The organism is Kocuria sp. (assembly GCF_030538595.1).
In the GTDB taxonomy this organism is placed as follows: Bacteria; Actinomycetota; Actinomycetes; order Actinomycetales; family Micrococcaceae; genus Kocuria.
The window spans coordinates 137,066-155,313 of record NZ_JAUNTS010000001.1 but is presented as its reverse complement, the minus strand read 5'-3'; the positions used below and the strand labels follow the sequence as shown (position 1 = coordinate 155,313).

Genomic DNA, 18,248 nt, shown 5'->3' with positions numbered 1-18,248 from the left:
TGCTCAAGTCGGGCCCGTCAGCCCGTACCGGATCAGTCCTTCAGCCCCGGAGCCGGAACCATGGTGAGCTGACCGGTGCGGGTGTCCAGTTCCATGACCTTCCGGGGCGTGCGCAGCAACCAGAACACCAGCGCGGTGAAGGCCAGGATGGTGATCCCCACGCTGAGGCCGGTGATCGCAATGGCCTGGTTGTAGGCCAGGGCTGCCGCGGCGGTCAGTTCCGCACCTCCTGGAATGTTCTGAGCCACGGCGTAGGCACCGCCCAGGGTTTCGCGGGCTGCTGCGGCGGAGGTGGCGTCAATGCCCGTGGGGACGGCCAGAAACCTCTGGTAGAACCCGGTCACCAGACCACCAACGACGGCGGTGCCCAGCACCGCGCCCACCTCGTAGCCGGTTTCTGAGATGGCCGAGGCCGCTCCCGACTTCTCGGCGGGGACCGAACCGACCACCAATTCCGTGGAGAGCGTGGTGGCAAAACCGATGCCCACACCCAGCACGCAGTAGGCGATCACCATGGGCCACACGGAGGTGTTCACGGTGGCGGCAACCACCAGGTAGCCGGAGGCCGAAAGGACCAGTCCGGTGACCACCACCGTGCGCGCGCCCACACGGCCTGCCCATCGGGCACCGTACAGACCCGCGATGATGGCCAGCGTCATCCCGGGGATGATCAGCAGGCCGGCGGTGAATGCCTCCAGCCCGGCAACCAGTTGCAGATGTTGGGTGATGAAGAACAGGAAACCGAATTGCACCAAGTTGCCCATGATGTTCACCAGGACGCCCCCGGTGAATCGACCGCTGCGGAACAGGCCCAGCTCCACCATGGGGCTGGCCAGACGGTTTTGGCGGAGCACAAAGATCACTCCAACGGCCAGGCCCAAGACCATGGCCACTGCACCGGACAGAGGGGCACCACCCGTGGCCAGCGTCTTGATGCCGTACACAATGGGGGTCATGGTCAAGATGGCCAGGAACGCAGAGATGATGTCCAGCTTGCCGGGGCGGGGGTCCTTGGACTCGGGCAGGGTGAACGGTGCCACCAGGGCAAAGCCCAGGCAGACGGGCACCGCAACCAGGACGGCTGCGTGCCAGCTGAACACCTGCATGAGCGCTCCGCCCACAATCGGTCCCAGAGCGGCACCGGCGCTGAAGCCTGCGGTCCAGATGGCAATGGCGGTGCGGCGGGCGGCGTCGTCGTCAAAAATCACGCGGATCAGGGACAGCGTTGCGGGCAGCAGCATGGAACCGAAAATGGCAATGGCCACGCGCGCTGCAATCAGCATTTCCGCGGACGTGGCCAGGCCACCGAACACGGAGGCGCCGGCAAAGCCCAGTGAGCCGATGATCAGCAGGAGGCGGCGGCCCACGCGATCACCCACGGTACCCATGGGGATCAGCAACCCGGCCAGGATCAGGGGATAAATGTCCACGATCCACAGCAGTTGAGCGGCAGTGGGGCGCAGATCAGCTGCGATGTCCGGCAAGGCAAAGCTCAACGCGGTGGTGGTCACGGAAACCGTGAGGACCGGGAACATCAGGGCTGCCAGTGCCAGCCACGGACGGATGGTGCGCGGCCGGCGACTGGTGACGCCGGAGACCTGATTTGCCTGTTCGGTGCTGGTGGATGCTGCGGACATGGAAACCTCCCCACGGGTGACAAGAGTTGACGTGATGTGGTTCGGGCGCCTTGGCAGTCATCGAACCTTTACCGACCAGACGGTACAGTTTGAAGTGATTTCAGGCAACACCTGGCCGTTGTGCCGTTGCCCACCTCGGCAATGATGTTGTGGCTGCTGGTGTTACCCGTATGCTCGAACCTGCGCAGCGCGAGCGCAAGGCGCTCACGATTTGCGCAACACATGATCCGTGTGGCTGAAATTCGATCCGCATGCCTGACGTTCAATTCACAAGGGAGGCCCACCGTGGGACGCAAGCCGGTGGCCCGTGACCGTGCGGTCGAATCCTTCCAAGCCATCCTGGTAGACGACGGCGAACGCGCCGCCACCCTGGATGCCGTGGCCGCCCGCGCGGGGGTCTCCAAAGGCGGGCTGCTCTACCATTTCGCCAGCCGCCAAGATCTGGTGCAAGCACTCCTGGACCGGATGAAAACCTTGGGGGAGGCGGATTGCCAGTCCATGGCACAGGCACCGGACGGGGCCGCCCGCCAGTTCTTGCGTAACTCGGTCTGGGCCGGATCGGAGATTGACCTGGCGATTGTGGCGGTCTCCCGCTTGGCGCAGGGCGGGGAAGAATCCGCCCGGGCAGCACTGCAGGCCCTCAAAGCACAGTGGTATGAACTCCTGCTGGCAGATTTGGGTGAGCCTGCCGTGGCCAATGCCGTGCTGCACATGGGGGACGGGCTCTACTACAACGCCACCATAGGGTGGCTACCGGCCGACAAGGCTGAGAGTCAGGCGATCTTGCAGCAACTGCTGGATGTCCTGGAGCGGCTGCGGCCCTGACCAATTCGGCCTTGATCAATTCGGCCCTGACCAATTCTCAGTCCTGATCTGCTACGGCCTCCTCACGGCGGTCGCGGGCTGCTTCAAGGCGCTCGCGGGCTCCGTCCAACCACTGTTCGCAGCGATTGGCCAGTGCCTCCCCGCGTTCCCACAGGGCCAAAGACTCTTCCAATGCGGTGCCCCCGGCTTCTAACTGTGCCACGGTGCGGACCAGTTCCTCCCGGGCTTGTTCATAGCCCATCTCCGCAATGTCGGAGAGATCCGGACCGGTGGATGGGTTGGTGGGGGCCTTCTTCTGGGCCATGAGGTGTACTCCTTGGGTCTGATCTAGCTCGGGTCTGGTGTGTGGTGTGGTTCAGGTCTATGGGCGGGTCTAGCTCAGGTCTATGGGCTATGGGTGGGTCTGGTTCGGGTATGAAGAGGAACTGCTCCTGGCAGGCCACGTCAATCCGAGTGCTCACCGGGCTGACGGCTGGAAGTGCCCGTGACGGTGGCAGCCAGCTCCCCGTGCGCCAAGCGGATTTTGAGGGAGTCGTGGGCCTCAACCTGGTCAGCCTGCCGCACCACGCCGCCGTCCTGGGTCATGACCACCGCATAGCCGCGGGACAGAGTCTCTTGCGGTGAAAGGGCTCGAACGCGGTGTTTCATCTGCCGGATGGTTTCTTGTTCACGTTCCGTGCGATGCGTAACGGTGCGCAGGGAACGCTCACGGAGCCGGTCCAGGTCTTCTTCCCGCACCAGAATCATGCCTTCGGGCTGATCCAGAACGGGGCGAGACCGCAGGGCCTCCAGCGCGTCCTGTTCCCGGTCCAGGAACTGCATGATGGCGCGATCCAGTACCACTCGGGCTCGGGCCACATTGGCCTTCTCTTCAGTCAAGTCCGGGACCACGCGCTTTCCGGCATCCGTGGGTGTGGAGGCACGGAGGTCGGCCACATGATCCAGCAGCGGTTGGTCATTTTCGTGGCCGATCGCCGAGACCACGGGAGTCTGGGCCTGCGCAACGGCGCGAATCAGAGATTCATCGCTGAAGGGCAACAAGTCCTCAAAGGCACCGCCGCCGCGGGCAATGATGATGACATCTATCTCAGGGAGAGCATCGAGTTCTTCCAAGGCGCCCATCACGGCGCGTACAGCGCTGGTGCCCTGTACGGCCACGTTGCGGATTTCAAACTCCACGGCCGGCCACCGCAGTTTTGCATTGCGCACCACGTCCTTTTCCGCATCGGAATTGCGTCCGGTGATCAATCCCACCCGGTGTGGCAACGGGGGTAAGGGCTTCTTGCGGTCAGCGTCAAACAGACCTTCATCAGCCAACGCTCGGCGCAGCTTTTCAATGCGCACCAGCAGATCGCCCAGCCCCACCGGTCTGACTCCTTGGCCGATCATGGACAAGCGGCCGGTCTTGGTCCAGAAATCGGGTTTGACCTGCGCAATCACGCGCATTCCGCGTTCCAGTGGAGTCTCCATCTGGGCCATCTCGCGAGCGAACAGGGTCACTGGCACGGAGACTTCCTCCTCCACGTCCCGCAAGGTCAGGTAAGTGACTCGGGCACGCTGATTGAGCTCCACCACCTGTCCCTCAACCCAGGTGGGATCACACCGTGCAATGTAGGCATGGAGGTTTTCGGAGAGCAGGCGCAGTGGCCATGGGTTTTCCGGCGTGGTCAGGCCCGCACGCGGTGGCAGCATGCGCTCTACGGTGGGCTGATCGGCGTCGTCAGAACTCATAAGCACATGACTATCACCTGAAGCAGACAGCACAGCGGTGGCCCGACCCAAAAATCTCAGAAACTGTGCGAACCCGCGTGCTCAGGAAGCTGCACGGCTGCCGGTGGAGGGCGCCTGGAGACAGTTTGAGCGTGGCCTCCAACCGTGGGGCCGGTGTAGCTGGGGCCGCGTAGGGTGGATGGTAGGCAGGGAGGTCACACGACTGGCCCCGCAAGACACTCAGCTGATGCCGCGTCATCGCAGCCCGGAGGCACTATTGCTTGGCTTCAACCGCAACCCGCACCCGCGGCTCTCTGGCGGGTGGATCGGCCGATTGCGCACTGTGATGGCCTGCGTGCTGGCGCTGGTGGGTGCTGCCGCAGTGGTCACTGGTGTGACTTTGCAGTGGTTGCAAAATTCCGTGGTGGAACGTGATGGTTTTGCCCGGATTTCTGAAGAGCTGGTCCAGGATCAGGCGTTGCAAGACGAACTGGTGGACACCGCGGTGACCCAGGCATCGCAAGCCATTCAGCAGCAAGATCTGGGGGCGATCCCGTTCAGTGGAACCGTCAAGGACATGGCGGATCGGCGGATTTCGGATTATATCCGGGAGTACGTGGAGTCTGATCAGTACGTGGATGACTGGAACAGCATGCTGCTGACCACCCACGAACTCAACATCGAGTCCGCCGGGAGCACTCCGGAGACTTCGGGCGACGGCGCTCCGGAGGACCTGGAGCTCTACGTGGGGCCGGTGGTGGATTCGATTGGCGCTCACATTGAAGACCGCCTCCAGAGTTTGATCGGGATTCGGCTCAACTTGGACCTGGGCGAACAAGAAGCCTTGGGTGGCCCGGACGGCATCCTGGTGGTTCGTGACTCGGCCACGGGGCCTGCATTTGACGCCCTTGCCGATCTGGCGGTCAAGGCACCGCTGTTCACGTGGAGTGGCGTGGCCGGACTGCTCATTGCGGTGCTGATGGCTCGACACCGCGAATGGACTCTGGTGGGTGCTGGTGCGGGGGCGGTGATCGCCGTCGTCGTGGCAAACCGGGCCGCTGATGCCCTGACCGCGGATGTGCTGGCCTCTCCTGATCTGCAGGATGTGGGCCGCAGCGTGGTGGATCGGGTCTTCCAGATTTTGCTGGCCGGCATGGATGCCACCTTGAACCCTTGGCTGTGGGGTGGTGTGGTGGTGGCCGTGATCGGTTTGCTGTTGGCGGCCACGCGCGTGCTCTGGCGCTCCGGTTCGCGCGATGGTTGGGAAGCGGCCCATGGCGCCACGGATGCCCAACGACGACGTCGCGTGGTCGAGGTCTGACTCTCCCTCACCGTGTGCTGAGGCCGGCTGAGTGAACCCGGCCGATCCCGGGCGCCCAGCCGATGACGGGCTGAAGCCTTGTGCGATCCTCATCACGACTGACCCGGGGCAGGTTTCTTCTGAGACGCCACCCCGTACGATGGTGGACATGTCCACGCCCGTCGCTCTTGCCATGCCTACCGTCCCGCGCATCCGCCGTACGCCCGAGGAAGTTGCAGCTGCCGCACCCGTTGACGGACCCAAAAAGGTCCTGTTGGCCTCCCCGCGTGGTTATTGCGCGGGAGTTGACCGCGCGGTGATCGCAGTGGAAAAGGCGTTGGATCATTACGGTGCTCCCGTGTACGTGCGCAAGCAGATTGTGCACAACAAGCACGTGGTGGAGACCTTGGAAGGGCAAGGTGCCATCTTTGTGGAGGAAGTGGAGGAAGTCCCGGAGGGTTCACTCCTGGTGTTCTCCGCCCACGGGGTGTCCCCGGCAGTGGTTCGCTCGGCTGCCGAGCGAAATCTGGAAACCATTGATGCCACCTGTCCGCTGGTCACCAAGGTGCACCGCGAGGCCGTGCGGTTTGCCAAGCGGGGTCAGCAGATTCTGCTGATCGGTCACGTGGGGCATGAAGAGGTTGAGGGCACGTACGGTGAAGCGCCCGATCAGACCATCATTGTCAACAGCCCGGAAGAGGCTGACACCATTGAGGTGGATGATCCGGACAATCTGGTGTGGCTTTCCCAAACCACACTGAGCGTGGATGAGGCCCTGGAAACGGTGACCCGATTGCGCAAGCGCTTCCCCAACTTGCAGGATCCCCCCTCCGATGACATTTGCTACGCCACATCCAACCGGCAAGGCGCCATCAAGGAGATTGCCCCGCAAGCCGATCTGGTGATTGTTGTGGGGTCGTCCAACTCGTCCAACTCGGTTCGGCTCAAAGAAGTGGCCGCCGAGTACGGTGCCGCCCACTCTGAGCGCGTGGACAACGCCAACCAGGTGGATGAAGCCTGGTTTGAAGGGGTGTCCACCGTGGGGGTGACCTCCGGCGCGTCCGTACCGGAGATTCTGGTTCAGGATGTTCTGGCCTTGCTGGCGGACTACGGGTACGGCCAGATCGAAGAAGTGGTCACAGCTGAGGAAGACATCCTGTTTTCCCTGCCCAAAGAACTGCGAGCACGTCTCACGGCAGACGGCGACGCCGACCGCAACCTGGGCGGGCGCGGCACCAGGCCCAACCGCTGATCCCGGAACCATTCAGGGGATTTCAGGTGATCTCCTGCCGGCTGCCTGGCGCACTATTGGTGTCTGAGCGCTGCACCGGTTGTGTTCACCGGTCAGCATGATCTGGGGCCTCTACTGACACTGAGGTGTCCAAGAACTCCTGTGCCGTGATGACTTTTAGTTGGGCCTCCACGGATACCGTGTCCAGACGTTGATCCGGAGCGGCGGTTGGATCAAGGTCATTCAGTTTGCGTGCGGTGGGGAGCACACGCCGTTCCAAGGAACCGACCAGTTCGTTGTACTGTTCCACGCTGCGCCGCAGAGAGCCGCCCATCTTGCTCAGGTGACCTCCCATGGTGCCCAGACGGTCATAGAGCTCCCGGGAAAGTCGCAACAGCTCGGTGGCCTCCCGCGCCAGAGACTCCTGCCGCCAGGAGAAGGCCACCGCTTTCAACGAGGCCAAGAGAGACACCGGAGAAACCAGAGCCACATTGCGTGTGGCCGCATGGTCCAGGAGACTGGGGTCGGCCTCCAGAGCGGCTGCCAAAGCTGATTCCACCGGAATGAAGCACAACACCAGGTCAGGGGAGTGGCCCAGAGCCTCCCAGTACTTCTTCTTACCCAGTTCATCCACGTGAGCTCGCACGGCCTTGGCATGGGCGGCCAGATGGGTGGCGCTGTCCCCATCACCTGCAACCGACCCGGCGCTCCTAGTGCCCGAACTGTTGGACCCGGTGCCGGCCACACCAGACTCCTGAGCGCGTAAATACGCAGCCAGAGGCGCTTTGGCATCCAGCACCATGCGCTGTTGCCCCGGTAGATGAACCACCATGTCAGGGCGCTGTGCACCCTGATCGGTGGTGAGATGGACCTGCTCCGTGAAGTCCACGTGCGCCAGCATTCCGGCGGCTTCCACCACGCGCCGCAGTTGCATCTCTCCCCAGGTGCCACGCGCCGAGTTGGACCTCAACGAACCTTCCAGTGCGCCCGTCACCCGCCGCAGCTCCACGTCTGTTGCCCGTGCCTCCCGCAAAGCCTGGGACACATCCCCGAACTGTTCTGCGCGGTCCCGCTCCAGACGTTGAACGTGGTCCTGCATCTGACGCATCCGTTCCGTTAAAGGGGCCAAGGCACGCAGCAGATCGTGGTCCTGATCTGCGCGGTCCTGATACTCCTGGACGCGGGCTGATTGCAACCGTGATGCTTCCACCGCGGTGGCGCGCTCCTGAGTCAGACGAGTGTTTTCACTCCACAGTGCTTCCACCTGGCGTTGTGCTGTGTTCTGCTCATCTTCCCACCGAGCTGTGGTGCGCCGAGTACCCAATCCCCATCCCACGGCCATGCCGGCCACGAGCCCCACCGCCAACAAGATCAGCGGCAGGACCAGCACGGTGACGGTTGAAGTTTCCATGCCCACAGCGTGCCAGGCACCTCAGACAACACAAGGAATCAAGCGTTGAAGTTTGTCTGACAAGCTCCAAGAGTTACAGCCAGCCGTTGCGCTGTGCCTTCTGAGCGGCTTCAGCGCGATTGGTGGTCTGGGTCTTGCCAATCGCTGAAGACAAGTGATTGCGCACCGTACCCGGGGACAAACACAACTGTGCCGCCAACTCCTTGATGGACCGCCCGCTCAAGGCTGCTCGCAAGACATCTTGCTCGCGGACCGTGAGCGGGTTGTTTCCCGAAACCAGCGATTCCTCCGCCAGCGACGGGTCAATCATGCGCTGTCCCGCGTGGACTGACCGGACGGCCGCAGCCAGTTCATCCGCTGGGGTGTCCTTGACCACGAACCCGCTGGCACCTGCCTCCAGCGCGCGGCGCAAATACCCGGGGCGACCAAAGGTGGTCACCACCAAACTCCTGCAAGGCACCCCCGCGTCACGAATGGCACGGGCGGTGTCTATTCCGTCGCGGCCAGGCATTTCAATGTCCAAGAGCGCCACGTCCACCTGATGTGCACGGACCATCTCAACGACGTCGCTACCCGTCCCCGTCTGGGCCACCACTTCCAGGTCATCTTCCAAGGACAGAAGGGCAGCCAGAGCACCACGCACCAGGGCTTGGTCATCGGCCAGCAACAGCCGGATGGATGTGGTCACGGAAGCAGTATCTCCAGTCGAGTTCCAGGGCGTTGCTGCCCCGGATCGACGGGGCGCACGGACAGATTACCGCCAGCTTCCTGTACCCGTTCTGACATGCCGCGCAGCCCGTTGCCAAAGGCGGAGGCGGAAGGTGCGCCAACGCCGTCGTCGTCCACCCGCAGGTGGCCCGGCCCAGCCTCCACCGTGCACTGAGTGGCTTGAGAATGGCGGATCACGTTGGTGACAGCCTCCCGCAGGCACCAGGCCAGTAGCGGCTTGTGATGCTCCGGGATGTCAACGGCCGTACCGGGCAATGTGGCCTCTATCCGTGCCGCACGCAATGCGGTCCGTGCAGAGGCCAATTGCGCGGACCATTCCGGGCTCCGCAACTGCCCAACCGTGGCACGGACTTCGCCCAGGGCTTCGCGGGACAATGCCAGGACCTCGTCCAGTTCCACGGCGGCCCGCTGGGGGTCCCGATCCAGGAGTTTGCGAGCCAATTCGGTCTTGACGGTGATCACGGTCAGAGAGTGGCCCAGGAGATCGTGAACATCTCTGCCAATGGATTCGCGTTGTCGTGCCAAGTCAAGGTCATGGGCCATGGCTTGAGCGCGTTCTTCGCGGTAAATCAATGTGGAAATACTCAGCATCAGAAAAGCGGAGAAGATCATCATGGACGGCACCCAGTAGGTGAATGGAGCACCCGCCCGGACGGCAATGATCACAAAGGTGGTGGCCAGCACCACAATCAAGGGAATGGATGTTCGCGGCGACAGTTTGAAAGCCAAGGTGGCGATCAGGAAGGGCCCGGGGGACATGGCACCGGCACCAATGGCGGGAATCATGGCCACCATCAGCAATGACAGCGCGGCAAACCACAGCAGCGTGTTAACGGTGTTGCCCAATGCGGGGAAAGGAGTGGTCCACCACCAGGAGGCAACGTAGACCACTGCAAAGAGCAGGATTGCTGCGGCACCGAGTGCCCGGGGACCAGCACCGGCCTCCGACTGAAACACCGCTACTACGGGGAATGTCAGGAAGAGCAGCCAAATGGAGGGGTAGCCCACGCCACCTAGGGCATTTCCAATGGAGCGGCCGTATCGGTCCGGGACGGTTTCTTGTGCGACGGGAGTGTTCATTTCCGTTGCGTTCCCCGACGGGCTGCCAGCAGTGCAATGATGGCGAAGATTACGGTCCACACCACCACATTAGCGATCAGCAGGCCCATGGAGTCAGGTGTCAGCGCAGTTCCATCCGTGCTGTTGAGTGCGCCTTCCATCTGGGGCCAGGAGGCCAGTCCTCGCAGACCGTAAAGTGGTGTGTACTTGGCTATTTCCAGCATGGTTCCGGACAGCGGCATGAACAGGTTTCCAAAAAAGGCCAACACCACCAACAGTCCGCTTGCTGCAGCCACAGCGCCCTCCGTTCTGAAGATCAAACCGAACATCAATCCGTAAAGGGCAAACATTGCTGAGCCGACCACGATGATGGCGCCCGTGGCCCACCAATTGGCTGTGGAGCCCAGTTCTCCGTTGGTCAAGGCAGCAATGGTGAAGACCAATGCCACGGGCATGGCGGCGATTGCGCAGGCCACCAGCACTTTGGCCACAATGTACTGCCACTGCCGCATGGGGGTCAGTGCCAACAGGCGACCCCACCCTTTTGAGCGTTCCACAGCGGCCGATCCCGCAATGCTGGTCGTGGCGATCACCGCACCGTAGAGCGCCATACCAGTGGCGGTGGCCCCGGAGACGTTTCCGTTGCCCGCCGGATACGTGGCGTAGTCGGCGTTGAGGCCGAAAATCCAGAACAGGACCGTGGGCAGCACCACCACAAAGATCAGGGATTCCACCATGCGGATCTGGCGGCGCCAGTCGTAGGCGGCATAGCGAAGGGTGGTGCTCACACAATTGGGCCGGGGTGATGGTCCCGATGTTGCTCCGGCGGATTGACGTGGCGAATTGGCTGTGGTGGTCATGGCAGCTCAGTCCTTCCCGGGCGTGCTGTGAGTCGCGGAGTTTTGGGTCAGGTCCACAAAGGCTTCTTCCAGAGGTACCTGGGTCACCAGAAGGTCGGTGCAGTTGGTGTGCGTCAGTAGGTGGCGGGCGATGGCGTCCGTATCCGCGCCGGAAAACACCACACGCTGGTGATCGCGGTGCCATTTCTCAATGCCGGGGACTTGGGCGACGACGGCGGAGGGGTCGGCGTCGTCGTGCCACAGGACCGAGACGGTGCGCAGGCCACCCAGCGCGCGAATTTCCTCCGTGGTGCCATCTGCCAGGAGGCTGCCCGCGGCGATCACCACGATGCGGTCCGCGAACTGCTCTGCCTCTTCCAAGTAGTGGGTGGCAAAGACGATGGTGCGGCCGCGCTCGGCTTCCGCGTGCATGGTGGCCCAGAACTCGCGGCGCGCGGTGACGTCCATGCCGGCGGTGGGTTCGTCCAGGATCAACAGGTCTGGTTGGGACAGCAGCGCCAGGGCAAAGCGGAGACGTTGCTGTTCGCCACCGGAGCATTTGGAGACTTTGCGGGAGGCGAAGGTGTTGGCTCCCGCTCGCTCCAGGGCCTGATCCACGGGCATGTGGTGAGCGTGCTGGGAGGCGATCATTGCCACTGTCTCCCGCACGGAAAGGTCGTCAAGCAAAGCCCCCGACTGGAGGACCGCTGAGATTCTTCCCTGTTTGACCGCGGTCTGAGGTGAGGTGCCGTAGACCTGGCAGGAGCCCGACGTGGGGGAGGTGAAACCCAGAATCATGTCCAAGGTGGTGGTTTTTCCTGCCCCGTTGGGTCCTAGGAACGCCACCACCTCCCCGGAGTCAACGCGCAGATCCAGGCTTTTGACGGCCTGGATTTTACCCCCGCGGGTGGTGAAGGTCTTGTGGAGATCGGTGAGCTGGATGGCGGGTGGCGTTGCGGGCCGTGTGGCCTGTGTCTGCGGTGTGGTTGGAGTGCTCATGGTCCAAGACTGCCCGGTGTGGCGCTGCAGCGAATCTGGCGAGTGTCACGTTCTGGGCATGACATTTGGCATGGTCCGTGGCCGGTAGACTCGGCTTCCGTGGCTTTAACTATTGGAATCGTGGGACTGCCCAACGTGGGCAAGTCAACCCTGTTCAACGCATTGACCCGTAATACCGTGCTGGCGGCGAACTACCCGTTCGCCACCATTGAGCCCAATGTTGGCGTGGTGAACCTGCCGGACGAGCGTCTGGGCCAGCTGGCATCCGTGTTCGGTTCCGAGCGTGAAGTTCCGGCCACGGTGTCTTTTGTGGACATCGCGGGCATTGTGAAGGGTGCTTCCGAGGGCGAGGGGCTGGGCAACCAGTTCCTGGCCAACATCCGTGAAGCTGATGCCATTGCCCAGGTGGTTCGGGCGTTTGAGGACCCCGACGTGATTCACGTGGATGGCGCCGTGAATCCGGCCTCCGACATGGAAACCATCAACACCGAGCTGATCCTGGCGGACATGCAGACCCTGGAAAACGCGATTCCGCGCCTGGAGAAGCAGGTCAAGATCAAGAAGGCCGACCCCGCCAAGCTGGCTGCCTACCAGGCCGCGTTGGAGGTTCTGGGGGAGGGGCACACGGTGTTCTCCCGTGCCGCTGACCTGGACATGGAGCAGTTGCGTGACCTCACGCTGCTGTCCGCCAAGCCATTCATTTTTGTGTTCAATGCCGACGACGGCGTGCTGGGTTCCGCTGAGCGTCAAGCCGAACTTGCTGCGCTGGTAGCACCTGCCGAGTGTGTGTTCTTGGATGCCAAGCTGGAGTCCGAGCTGGTGGAGCTCTCCGAGGACGAGGCCCGGGAGATGCTGGAGATGTCCGGTCAGGAAGAATCTGGGTTGGACAAGTTGGCTCGGGTGGGCTTCTCCACCTTGGGGTTGCAGACCTACCTGACGGCCGGTCCCAAGGAATCCCGGGCGTGGACCGTACGCAAGGGTGCCACCGCGCCGCAGGCCGCCGGGGTCATCCACACGGACTTTGAGCGGGGATTCATCAAGGCTGAGGTGGTGTCTTTTGCAGACTTGATGGCTGCGGGGTCCATGGCGGAGGCCAAGGCGGCGGGCAAGGTGCGGATGGAGGGTAAGGACTACGTCATGAAGGATGGGGACGTGGTGGAGTTCAGGACAGGTCTTACGTCTGGAGGCAAGAAGTGATGCGTGAAGATCAGGACGCCTTCGAGGAGACCGTCCCAGTCGAGGAAGTTGCTGCTGCTCCATACCGTCGCCCCACGCCGCACGGGGACAAACTGCGTGAACTTGTCAATAATGCGAAGCTCCCCGGTTCGGACCTGCCGAAGGTCGAGTCACTGGTTCGGCATTACGCGCAATGGATCGAAGACATGTCCAACTTGACTTCAACTGGCGATGCAAAGGTTGAAGACCTTGTGGGCCTTCTCAACGCCTACAAGGAGAAGATCGAAGTCGATCTCATCTGGGATAGCGATGAATCGTTCCTCTATAGGCAAAAAGGACAGTTGAAGCTCGACAATTCGGTGCTCGAAGAATGGTTCCCGTGGCTCGTCGATCCGGTCATTATGCCTGAACTTGGCGATATCGACTTGGTCGTCGGGCCGGCGAAGGCGTTCGCTGCGGCTCGGTTCCAGTCAGCGCTAACTGATGGGACGGGCCGCCCAGGATTGGTCGTGCGGAGCAAGGACCAAGACTTCACGATTGGTCGGCCGGCATATATGAAGGCGTCGTTTAGTTCTTCTTTCGACTCGTCGATGACTGACGAAGTTTCGACGTATGTGGCTTATATTGCCGCGGAACTTAAGACGAATCTCGACAAAACGATGTTTCAGGAAGCCTCGGCTACAAGCCATGATCTGACTATTGCGGCTCCCGGGTCTCACTATTTCTTGATTTGCGAGTATCTGGATATGACGCCTATCAGTTCGGCTGGCACAGACATCTCCGAAGTGCTTGTCTTGCGGGGCAAACGAACAGGCTCTCAAGACCGGAAGAACTATAGTAATGCCCGTTATCGGCGTGAGAATCGCCAGGCGTACGTTGCACGTCTCCGAAATACTCCGGTAAGGACCGATGTCGTCTTGCGATTCGTCCACAGGGTCCGGGCTATCCTTCAGAATCAGACGACCGACCTTTCTGATGCTGTGGAGCGGGGCTATTTCTGATGGTTGTGGCTGAAGCTGTGTCCTACTCAGAAATTGCGTACTCTCGCGACGTGATCCCGCAGAGTCGCCTCGATATCGAGCCCGGAAGGCGCGTCAACTCGCTCCCATGGCGAGGGCAGTTTAGCCCGGGGTTGGTCGAGGTACTCCTCCAGACATACTCTGAAGGTGGCTTGGTGGTCGATCCCTTCTGCGGGAGCGGCACTACGATGATCGAGGCTGCGCGCGCTGGACTTCCCAGCCATGGGGTAGAGGTGAATCCCGCGGCGCAGATTCTTGCCAGTCTCTATCTGCTGGTCAATTTCCACCCGAGTGAAAGAGAAAAAGCACTCAATCGCGTGTTCACGAGGTTCGCTGCCGATCGCGCTGCCAGTAGCGACACGGGTTCCCTTCTCAGAGTGGTGCAGGAGTCCGACGAACCGCTTGAGTCTCTCGTCGCCAATGCTGTGTTCCTTCTTGCTCTAAAGAATGGTGACACGGTTTTGAGGAGGAATCTTGATCGCGCGCTCAGACTTGTATCAGATCTGGTGGAGAGCTTGCCCGATGCCGGGCCTGAGCTTTCTATCCAACTAGGTGACTCCCGATCAATTTTTGTCCCGGACGGTCAAGCAGGGATGGTTTTGACGTCTCCACCGTACGTGAACGTCTTCAACTACCACCAAAATTATCGCAAGGCTGTGGAGCTGCTTGGTTACGGGGTTCTGCCCGCGGCCCGGGCGGAGTTCGGGTCGAACAGGAAGCATCGACAGAATCGCTTCCTAACGATCATTCAGTACGCGCAAGACATTGGGGAGACTCTGCGCGAGAGTTTGCGTGCGGTGAGAAATGGCGGCGTTTCTGTTTGGGTGGTTGGACGCGAGTCTAGCGTCCGCGGGTCTGCAGTTCCGAACCCGCAGATAGTGTATGAAATGGCAACTGGTAGCGGTGGCCTAGAACTAGTCGGAAAGCATGAGCGTAAGTTCCGGAGTCGTTATGGGGCGCTCGTTTATGAAGACATTCTCGTCTTCAGGCACGTCGCTCGCGCTATTGAGGGAGTCAACCCAACGCTGCTGGGCAGGGAGGTCGGATGCGCCGTCCTTGGAGGGCTTATTGCTTCAAGCGATGAGACCGAGTCCGAGATTGCCGAAGCGGTGAGTCTGGCCGACAAAGTGAATCCCTCTGCTCTACCAGATCACGGACGGGTTTCCGGTCAGCGGTGCTTGGATCGTTGACAGAAGGGACCGCGTCTAAGCCGCCGCTACCGCCGTGGTCGTACTCGGTCCTGCAGTCGGTCGCGGCAGTGCTCGCCGATACTGAGGATGGACTGACCGGGAGTGAGATCCAAGACCTGTTGGCGCGCCTTGACATGCAGGACCCGCTTCCTGGCGCGACCAAGCGGGTTCGCCTCGCCGAGGCCTTCGTCGTGGCGCAGAACCGATTCGGGAGTCCGAAGCGCATCATTACTTTCATCGTCACGGCGATGGAGCCAGTGCGTTATCGGAGCCAGCCGGAGCTGTTCTCCCTCCGCCAGGACGGCCTCAACGAGCATCTCGCGTTCGTCGGGCTGCGGGTCAACGACGAGGGCAAGGTTGCCAAGGGTGCAGTCGCCCAGTCCCTGGATGAAGCCTCACGCATCGCCACGTCGCTCCGCGACGAGCTTCGCCGCCGCAAGTGCCATCCGGAAGTGCTCCGGTACTGCTCCATGGAGGTGCTAAAGCAGGCGCACTTTCATGCCTGCCTCGAAGCGACCAAGAGTATCTTCGATCGTCTACGTAGCCTGACCGGAGCGTCGGGCGACGGAGCCGCCCTTATCGACGCCGCTCTGGCGCTCGGCAAGTCTGGCGTCCCGATGCTCGCGATCAACTCGCTGCGGACGCAGACCGAGAAGGACGAGCAGACCGGGCTCGCGAATCTCGTGAAGGGTTTGAACGGCCTCTACCGGAACCCGACAGCTCACGACCCGCGGCTGAGCCGCACGATCAGCGACGACGAGCTGCTCGAAGTGCTGACGATGGTCTCCACGGTCCATCGAAGACTTGACGGCGTGTCGGCGTCCAACGGAAGTTCGCCGTGAACGATGACGACGGCCACGGGGTCGAACCTGAAGACGAGGACGCCTCCCGTGCCGGGGAAGGAGCGTCGGAGTTGGAAGAGCCGTCCGAGGGCGATCAGAAGGATCGAAGGGTCGGCTTCCGCATGCCAGCGGGGTTCTCGCGGTCGCTGCTGCCGAACATGGACGATCTCGTTGCCAGCGTCCTCGCGCCCCTGCAGGAGCGGATCCGCTCGTCGATGCCCGACTACAGCGCCATAGTCCGCGAGGCCCTCGCGCCGATGAACGAGCGGCTCCGGGAGCAGATGGCGTCGACCGCCGCGAGCGTTCCCACCTTCTCGATGCCGCCGTTCGACCTGTCCGCGCGGAAGGGACCGGTCCTCGATCCCGCGACCCAGGAGATGCTCAAGCGGATTTCGGAGCAGCAGGCGCAGGCAATGGAAGGCCTGCGAAGGTCTCTCGGGCCCCTCTTCGAACCCGAGGCACTCCGTGGTCTCAACCGCGCCCTGCTGCCGCCCAACCTCAAAGATCATGCGGACGAGATCAGGGCCAGTCAGGTCCACGAGTTCGTCGAGCAGGAGGGCATCCCGCTCTACCTCGTGCCGCGTGGCCGGACGGCCCTGCGGCTGCTGCGAGCGAAGGACCGCGCCGGGCGACGACGGGTGCTCAGCGATTGCTATGAGTCGCTCATGGAGGACTGCGCGGCGGTGCTGGAGCGGGCAGACCACGCCGCGGTCAGCGACGAGCTCGGTTTCGCGCTCGACGGTCTCGGCGCGATGCGCGCCGGCCATGCCCGTTCGGCCCAGGCCATGTTCACCGTCACGCTGGACACACTGATCTACCGCTTCTACCCCGACCGGAAGGCCCGCGGGGCTATCACGAACCGCAAGAGAGGAGCGGACGTCCCCGAGGAGATTGATGAGATGGGCGTCCGCGAAGCGTTCGTGTGGCTGCCGATCTGGAACGCGCACGAGGAGTTCTGGAGTCACAAGGGCGACAAGGCACCGCACTATTACTCCCGCCACGCCAGCGTCCACGGCGTCTCCTCGCGTCAGTTCAGCAAGCGCAACTGCATCCAAGTGCTTATGCTCGTCACGAGCCTCATCGGCTACGCCGACCGGCTGGCCCGAGGGGCCGGATAGCGCTGCTCAAACCTCCTTGCCCTTGAGGTAGTCACCGTCTCGGAACTCCTGCGACGCTGCAGCCCAGTCCTCGGGGTGCGAGATCGGCAGGAGTCGGTGCTGCTGCGCGTGCGTGCTGTCGTAAGGCGTCGTGGCCTCGAGCTTCATCCGGCTGTGGTCCTTGATGAGCAGCATCTCGACGACCTGTGCCGCTGTCTGGAGGTCGGCATTGATCGTTCCCGCGGAAATGTCGGCGGGAGAGCGGACCTCCTTGTCACTAAGGTCGACGTAAAACCCGGCCATCTTCTCCTCGTTGGCTCGCTTACCCGCGGCCTGTGCTTCGTCTCTCTTCTTCGCGAAGTAAGTCTTCCAGCCTTCTGGGGATTCGTCCTCCGGTAGTTCGTAGGACTCGTAGTCGCCCCAGAACGCAGCGAGTTCCTGTCCGAAAACGAAGGCTTCCATGTACTTGATCGCATGTCGACGGCCGTCTGACGTCAGCCGTGGCACATCGCACGCGCGCTCGGTCCCGGTACTCCAGTCATGCTCGAACGTCTCATAGATCCACAGCGCCTTGCCCAGCTCCTCCTGAGCGAGGACGGCGAGCGATCGGGCGCGACCGAACGACCCGCGCTCGAGCAGAGTGTGGGCGTCAGCGATGAGCCCGGAGGCATTGTCCATGAGGGCCTTCCAGAACGTGCGCGCCGTGTTCGGATGCATCTTCACACGACGATTCTCCTACACCTAGAGCGTCGGGGAACCCACGGCCTTGTCGGGGGTCCAATCCGGTGTGGAGTGTCCGGTCGCCAACTCTTGCGCGCGATAGTACAGGGCATCCGCATAGGTGTTGAGTGTTGCTTTCCATGCGCGTTGGACGAGGCCGCGAACATCCTCAGTCGTCGTGCCCTCATGCGCTCTAAACGTCAGTACGCGCTTAGAAGCATCGGTAGCGTCGATGTCGAAGTCGATGTCAGGGAGGCGCCCATCGAGCTCAAGCTCGTTGAGGAGCTTCATGAACTCGGGAGCAATCCACTTCTGACATAGAGATGCCGCCTCTGCAAGATTGTTCTGGTCGGCGTCGCAGAATTCCTCAACTACGCTCCCCAAGTCGGGATGGACTCGGTGCGTGCACTCAACCAGATCTGGGACTCGAAGGGTTATCTGCGGCATGGCAGGCTCCTGTGGCA

The 18,248-nt window shown here is 62.1% G+C and carries 18 protein-coding genes; 8 read left to right on the top strand and 10 right to left on the bottom strand.

The features are described from left to right. Positions 1-32: 32 nt before the first annotated feature. Positions 33-1,637, bottom strand: coding sequence for an MFS transporter (locus tag Q4G32_RS00740; RefSeq protein WP_303348490.1), 1,605 nt, complete (start codon positions 1,635-1,637; stop codon positions 33-35). A 285-nt stretch (positions 1,638-1,922) separates the two neighbouring features. On the opposite strand from Q4G32_RS00740, the gene Q4G32_RS00735 reads away from it, so the two are divergent. Continuing rightward, positions 1,923-2,462 (top strand): TetR/AcrR family transcriptional regulator, encoded by a 540-nt coding sequence (locus Q4G32_RS00735; RefSeq protein WP_303348489.1) that lies wholly within the window; start codon positions 1,923-1,925, stop codon positions 2,460-2,462. A 37-nt stretch (positions 2,463-2,499) separates the two neighbouring features. On the opposite strand, the gene Q4G32_RS00730 is transcribed toward Q4G32_RS00735, so the two are convergent. Beyond that, positions 2,500-2,766, bottom strand: coding sequence for an exodeoxyribonuclease VII small subunit (locus tag Q4G32_RS00730; RefSeq protein ID WP_303348488.1), 267 nt, complete (start codon positions 2,764-2,766; stop codon positions 2,500-2,502). 140 nt (positions 2,767-2,906) lie between these two features. Then, positions 2,907-4,193, bottom strand: coding sequence for an exodeoxyribonuclease VII large subunit (gene xseA / locus Q4G32_RS00725; protein WP_441327434.1), 1,287 nt, complete (start codon positions 4,191-4,193; stop codon positions 2,907-2,909). A 226-nt stretch (positions 4,194-4,419) separates the two neighbouring features. On the opposite strand from xseA, the gene Q4G32_RS00720 reads away from it, so the two are divergent. Both Q4G32_RS00720 and Q4G32_RS00715 read left to right on the top strand, forming a co-directional pair. After that, the gene (locus Q4G32_RS00720) at positions 4,420-5,493 is read left to right on the top strand and encodes a hypothetical protein (RefSeq protein ID WP_303348487.1); all 1,074 of its coding nucleotides are present in this window, start codon (positions 4,420-4,422) and stop codon (positions 5,491-5,493) included. A gap of 148 nt (positions 5,494-5,641) precedes the next feature. Next, complete coding sequence (locus Q4G32_RS00715) at positions 5,642-6,724, top strand: 4-hydroxy-3-methylbut-2-enyl diphosphate reductase (protein WP_303348486.1); 1,083 nt, start codon at positions 5,642-5,644, stop codon at positions 6,722-6,724. Between the two features lie 85 nt (positions 6,725-6,809). Here Q4G32_RS00715 and rmuC read toward each other — a convergent pair whose 3' ends face one another. The 5 genes from rmuC to Q4G32_RS00690 all read right to left on the bottom strand — a co-directional run bounded on the left by rmuC (position 6,810) and on the right by Q4G32_RS00690 (position 11,740). After that, entirely contained in the window at positions 6,810-8,114 is a 1,305-nt protein-coding gene (gene rmuC, locus Q4G32_RS00710) for a DNA recombination protein RmuC (protein ID WP_303348485.1), read from the bottom strand. A 73-nt stretch (positions 8,115-8,187) separates the two neighbouring features. Beyond that, positions 8,188-8,802 carry a response regulator transcription factor gene (locus tag Q4G32_RS00705; protein WP_303348484.1) on the bottom strand — a complete coding sequence of 205 codons (615 nt, stop codon included), beginning with the start codon at positions 8,800-8,802 and terminating at the stop codon, positions 8,188-8,190. Beyond that, positions 8,799-9,923 (bottom strand): sensor histidine kinase, encoded by a 1,125-nt coding sequence (locus Q4G32_RS00700; RefSeq protein ID WP_303348483.1) that lies wholly within the window; start codon positions 9,921-9,923, stop codon positions 8,799-8,801. The genes Q4G32_RS00705 and Q4G32_RS00700 overlap by 4 nt, the downstream gene beginning before the upstream one ends. Then, positions 9,920-10,690 carry an ABC transporter permease gene (locus tag Q4G32_RS00695; protein ID WP_303348481.1) on the bottom strand — a complete coding sequence of 257 codons (771 nt, stop codon included), beginning with the start codon at positions 10,688-10,690 and terminating at the stop codon, positions 9,920-9,922. Before Q4G32_RS00695 ends, Q4G32_RS00700 begins: the two co-directional genes overlap by 4 nt. 78 nt (positions 10,691-10,768) lie before the next feature. Then, a complete protein-coding gene (locus Q4G32_RS00690; RefSeq protein ID WP_303348480.1) occupies positions 10,769-11,740 on the bottom strand; it encodes an ABC transporter ATP-binding protein in 972 nt (323 codons plus the stop codon). Positions 11,741-11,839: 99 nt separating this feature from the next. Between Q4G32_RS00690 and ychF the strand changes: the two genes are divergently transcribed. From ychF to Q4G32_RS00665, 5 genes are all read left to right on the top strand, one after another. Further along, entirely contained in the window at positions 11,840-12,937 is a 1,098-nt protein-coding gene (ychF, locus tag Q4G32_RS00685; protein ID WP_303348479.1) for a redox-regulated ATPase YchF, read from the top strand. Next, positions 12,937-13,917 (top strand): Bpu10I family restriction endonuclease, encoded by a 981-nt coding sequence (locus Q4G32_RS00680; RefSeq protein WP_303348478.1) that lies wholly within the window; start codon positions 12,937-12,939, stop codon positions 13,915-13,917. Before ychF ends, Q4G32_RS00680 begins: the two co-directional genes overlap by 1 nt. Before the next feature lie 50 nt (positions 13,918-13,967). Then, positions 13,968-15,125: a DNA methyltransferase gene (locus tag Q4G32_RS00675; RefSeq protein WP_303348477.1), complete on the top strand. Its 1,158-nt coding sequence runs from the start codon at positions 13,968-13,970 to the stop codon at positions 15,123-15,125. A 68-nt stretch (positions 15,126-15,193) separates the two neighbouring features. After that, entirely contained in the window at positions 15,194-15,967 is a 774-nt protein-coding gene (locus Q4G32_RS00670; protein ID WP_303348476.1) for a TIGR02391 family protein, read from the top strand. Next, positions 15,964-17,085: a hypothetical protein gene (locus tag Q4G32_RS00665; protein ID WP_303348475.1), complete on the top strand. Its 1,122-nt coding sequence runs from the start codon at positions 15,964-15,966 to the stop codon at positions 17,083-17,085. Before Q4G32_RS00670 ends, Q4G32_RS00665 begins: the two co-directional genes overlap by 4 nt. A 6-nt stretch (positions 17,086-17,091) precedes the next feature. Here Q4G32_RS00665 and Q4G32_RS00660 read toward each other — a convergent pair whose 3' ends face one another. Continuing rightward, positions 17,092-17,781: an AbiV family abortive infection protein gene (locus Q4G32_RS00660; protein ID WP_303348936.1), complete on the bottom strand. Its 690-nt coding sequence runs from the start codon at positions 17,779-17,781 to the stop codon at positions 17,092-17,094. A 24-nt stretch (positions 17,782-17,805) separates the two neighbouring features. Continuing rightward, a complete protein-coding gene (locus Q4G32_RS00655; RefSeq protein ID WP_303348473.1) occupies positions 17,806-18,231 on the bottom strand; it encodes a hypothetical protein in 426 nt (141 codons plus the stop codon). Between the last annotated feature and the right edge of the window lie 17 nt (positions 18,232-18,248).

Bases quoted from the DNA above. Each gene is read 5' to 3' on its own strand.
- xseA (WP_441327434.1), bottom strand. From the start codon at position 4,193: ATGAGTTCTGACGACGCCGATCAGCCCACCGTAGAGCGCATGCTGCCA.
- rmuC (WP_303348485.1), bottom strand. From the start codon at position 8,114: ATGGAAACTTCAACCGTCACCGTGCTGGTCCTGCCGCTGATCTTGTTG.
- Q4G32_RS00720 (WP_303348487.1), top strand. From the start codon at position 4,420: ATGCCGCGTCATCGCAGCCCGGAGGCACTATTGCTTGGCTTCAACCGC.
- Q4G32_RS00730 (WP_303348488.1), bottom strand. From the start codon at position 2,766: ATGGCCCAGAAGAAGGCCCCCACCAACCCATCCACCGGTCCGGATCTC.
- Q4G32_RS00655 (WP_303348473.1), bottom strand. From the start codon at position 18,231: ATGCCGCAGATAACCCTTCGAGTCCCAGATCTGGTTGAGTGCACGCAC.
- Q4G32_RS00680 (WP_303348478.1), top strand. From the start codon at position 12,937: ATGCGTGAAGATCAGGACGCCTTCGAGGAGACCGTCCCAGTCGAGGAA.
- Q4G32_RS00740 (WP_303348490.1), bottom strand. From the start codon at position 1,637: ATGTCCGCAGCATCCACCAGCACCGAACAGGCAAATCAGGTCTCCGGC.
- Q4G32_RS00690 (WP_303348480.1), bottom strand. From the start codon at position 11,740: ATGAGCACTCCAACCACACCGCAGACACAGGCCACACGGCCCGCAACG.
- Q4G32_RS00700 (WP_303348483.1), bottom strand. From the start codon at position 9,923: ATGAACACTCCCGTCGCACAAGAAACCGTCCCGGACCGATACGGCCGC.
- Q4G32_RS00715 (WP_303348486.1), top strand. From the start codon at position 5,642: ATGTCCACGCCCGTCGCTCTTGCCATGCCTACCGTCCCGCGCATCCGC.
- Q4G32_RS00660 (WP_303348936.1), bottom strand. From the start codon at position 17,781: ATGCATCCGAACACGGCGCGCACGTTCTGGAAGGCCCTCATGGACAAT.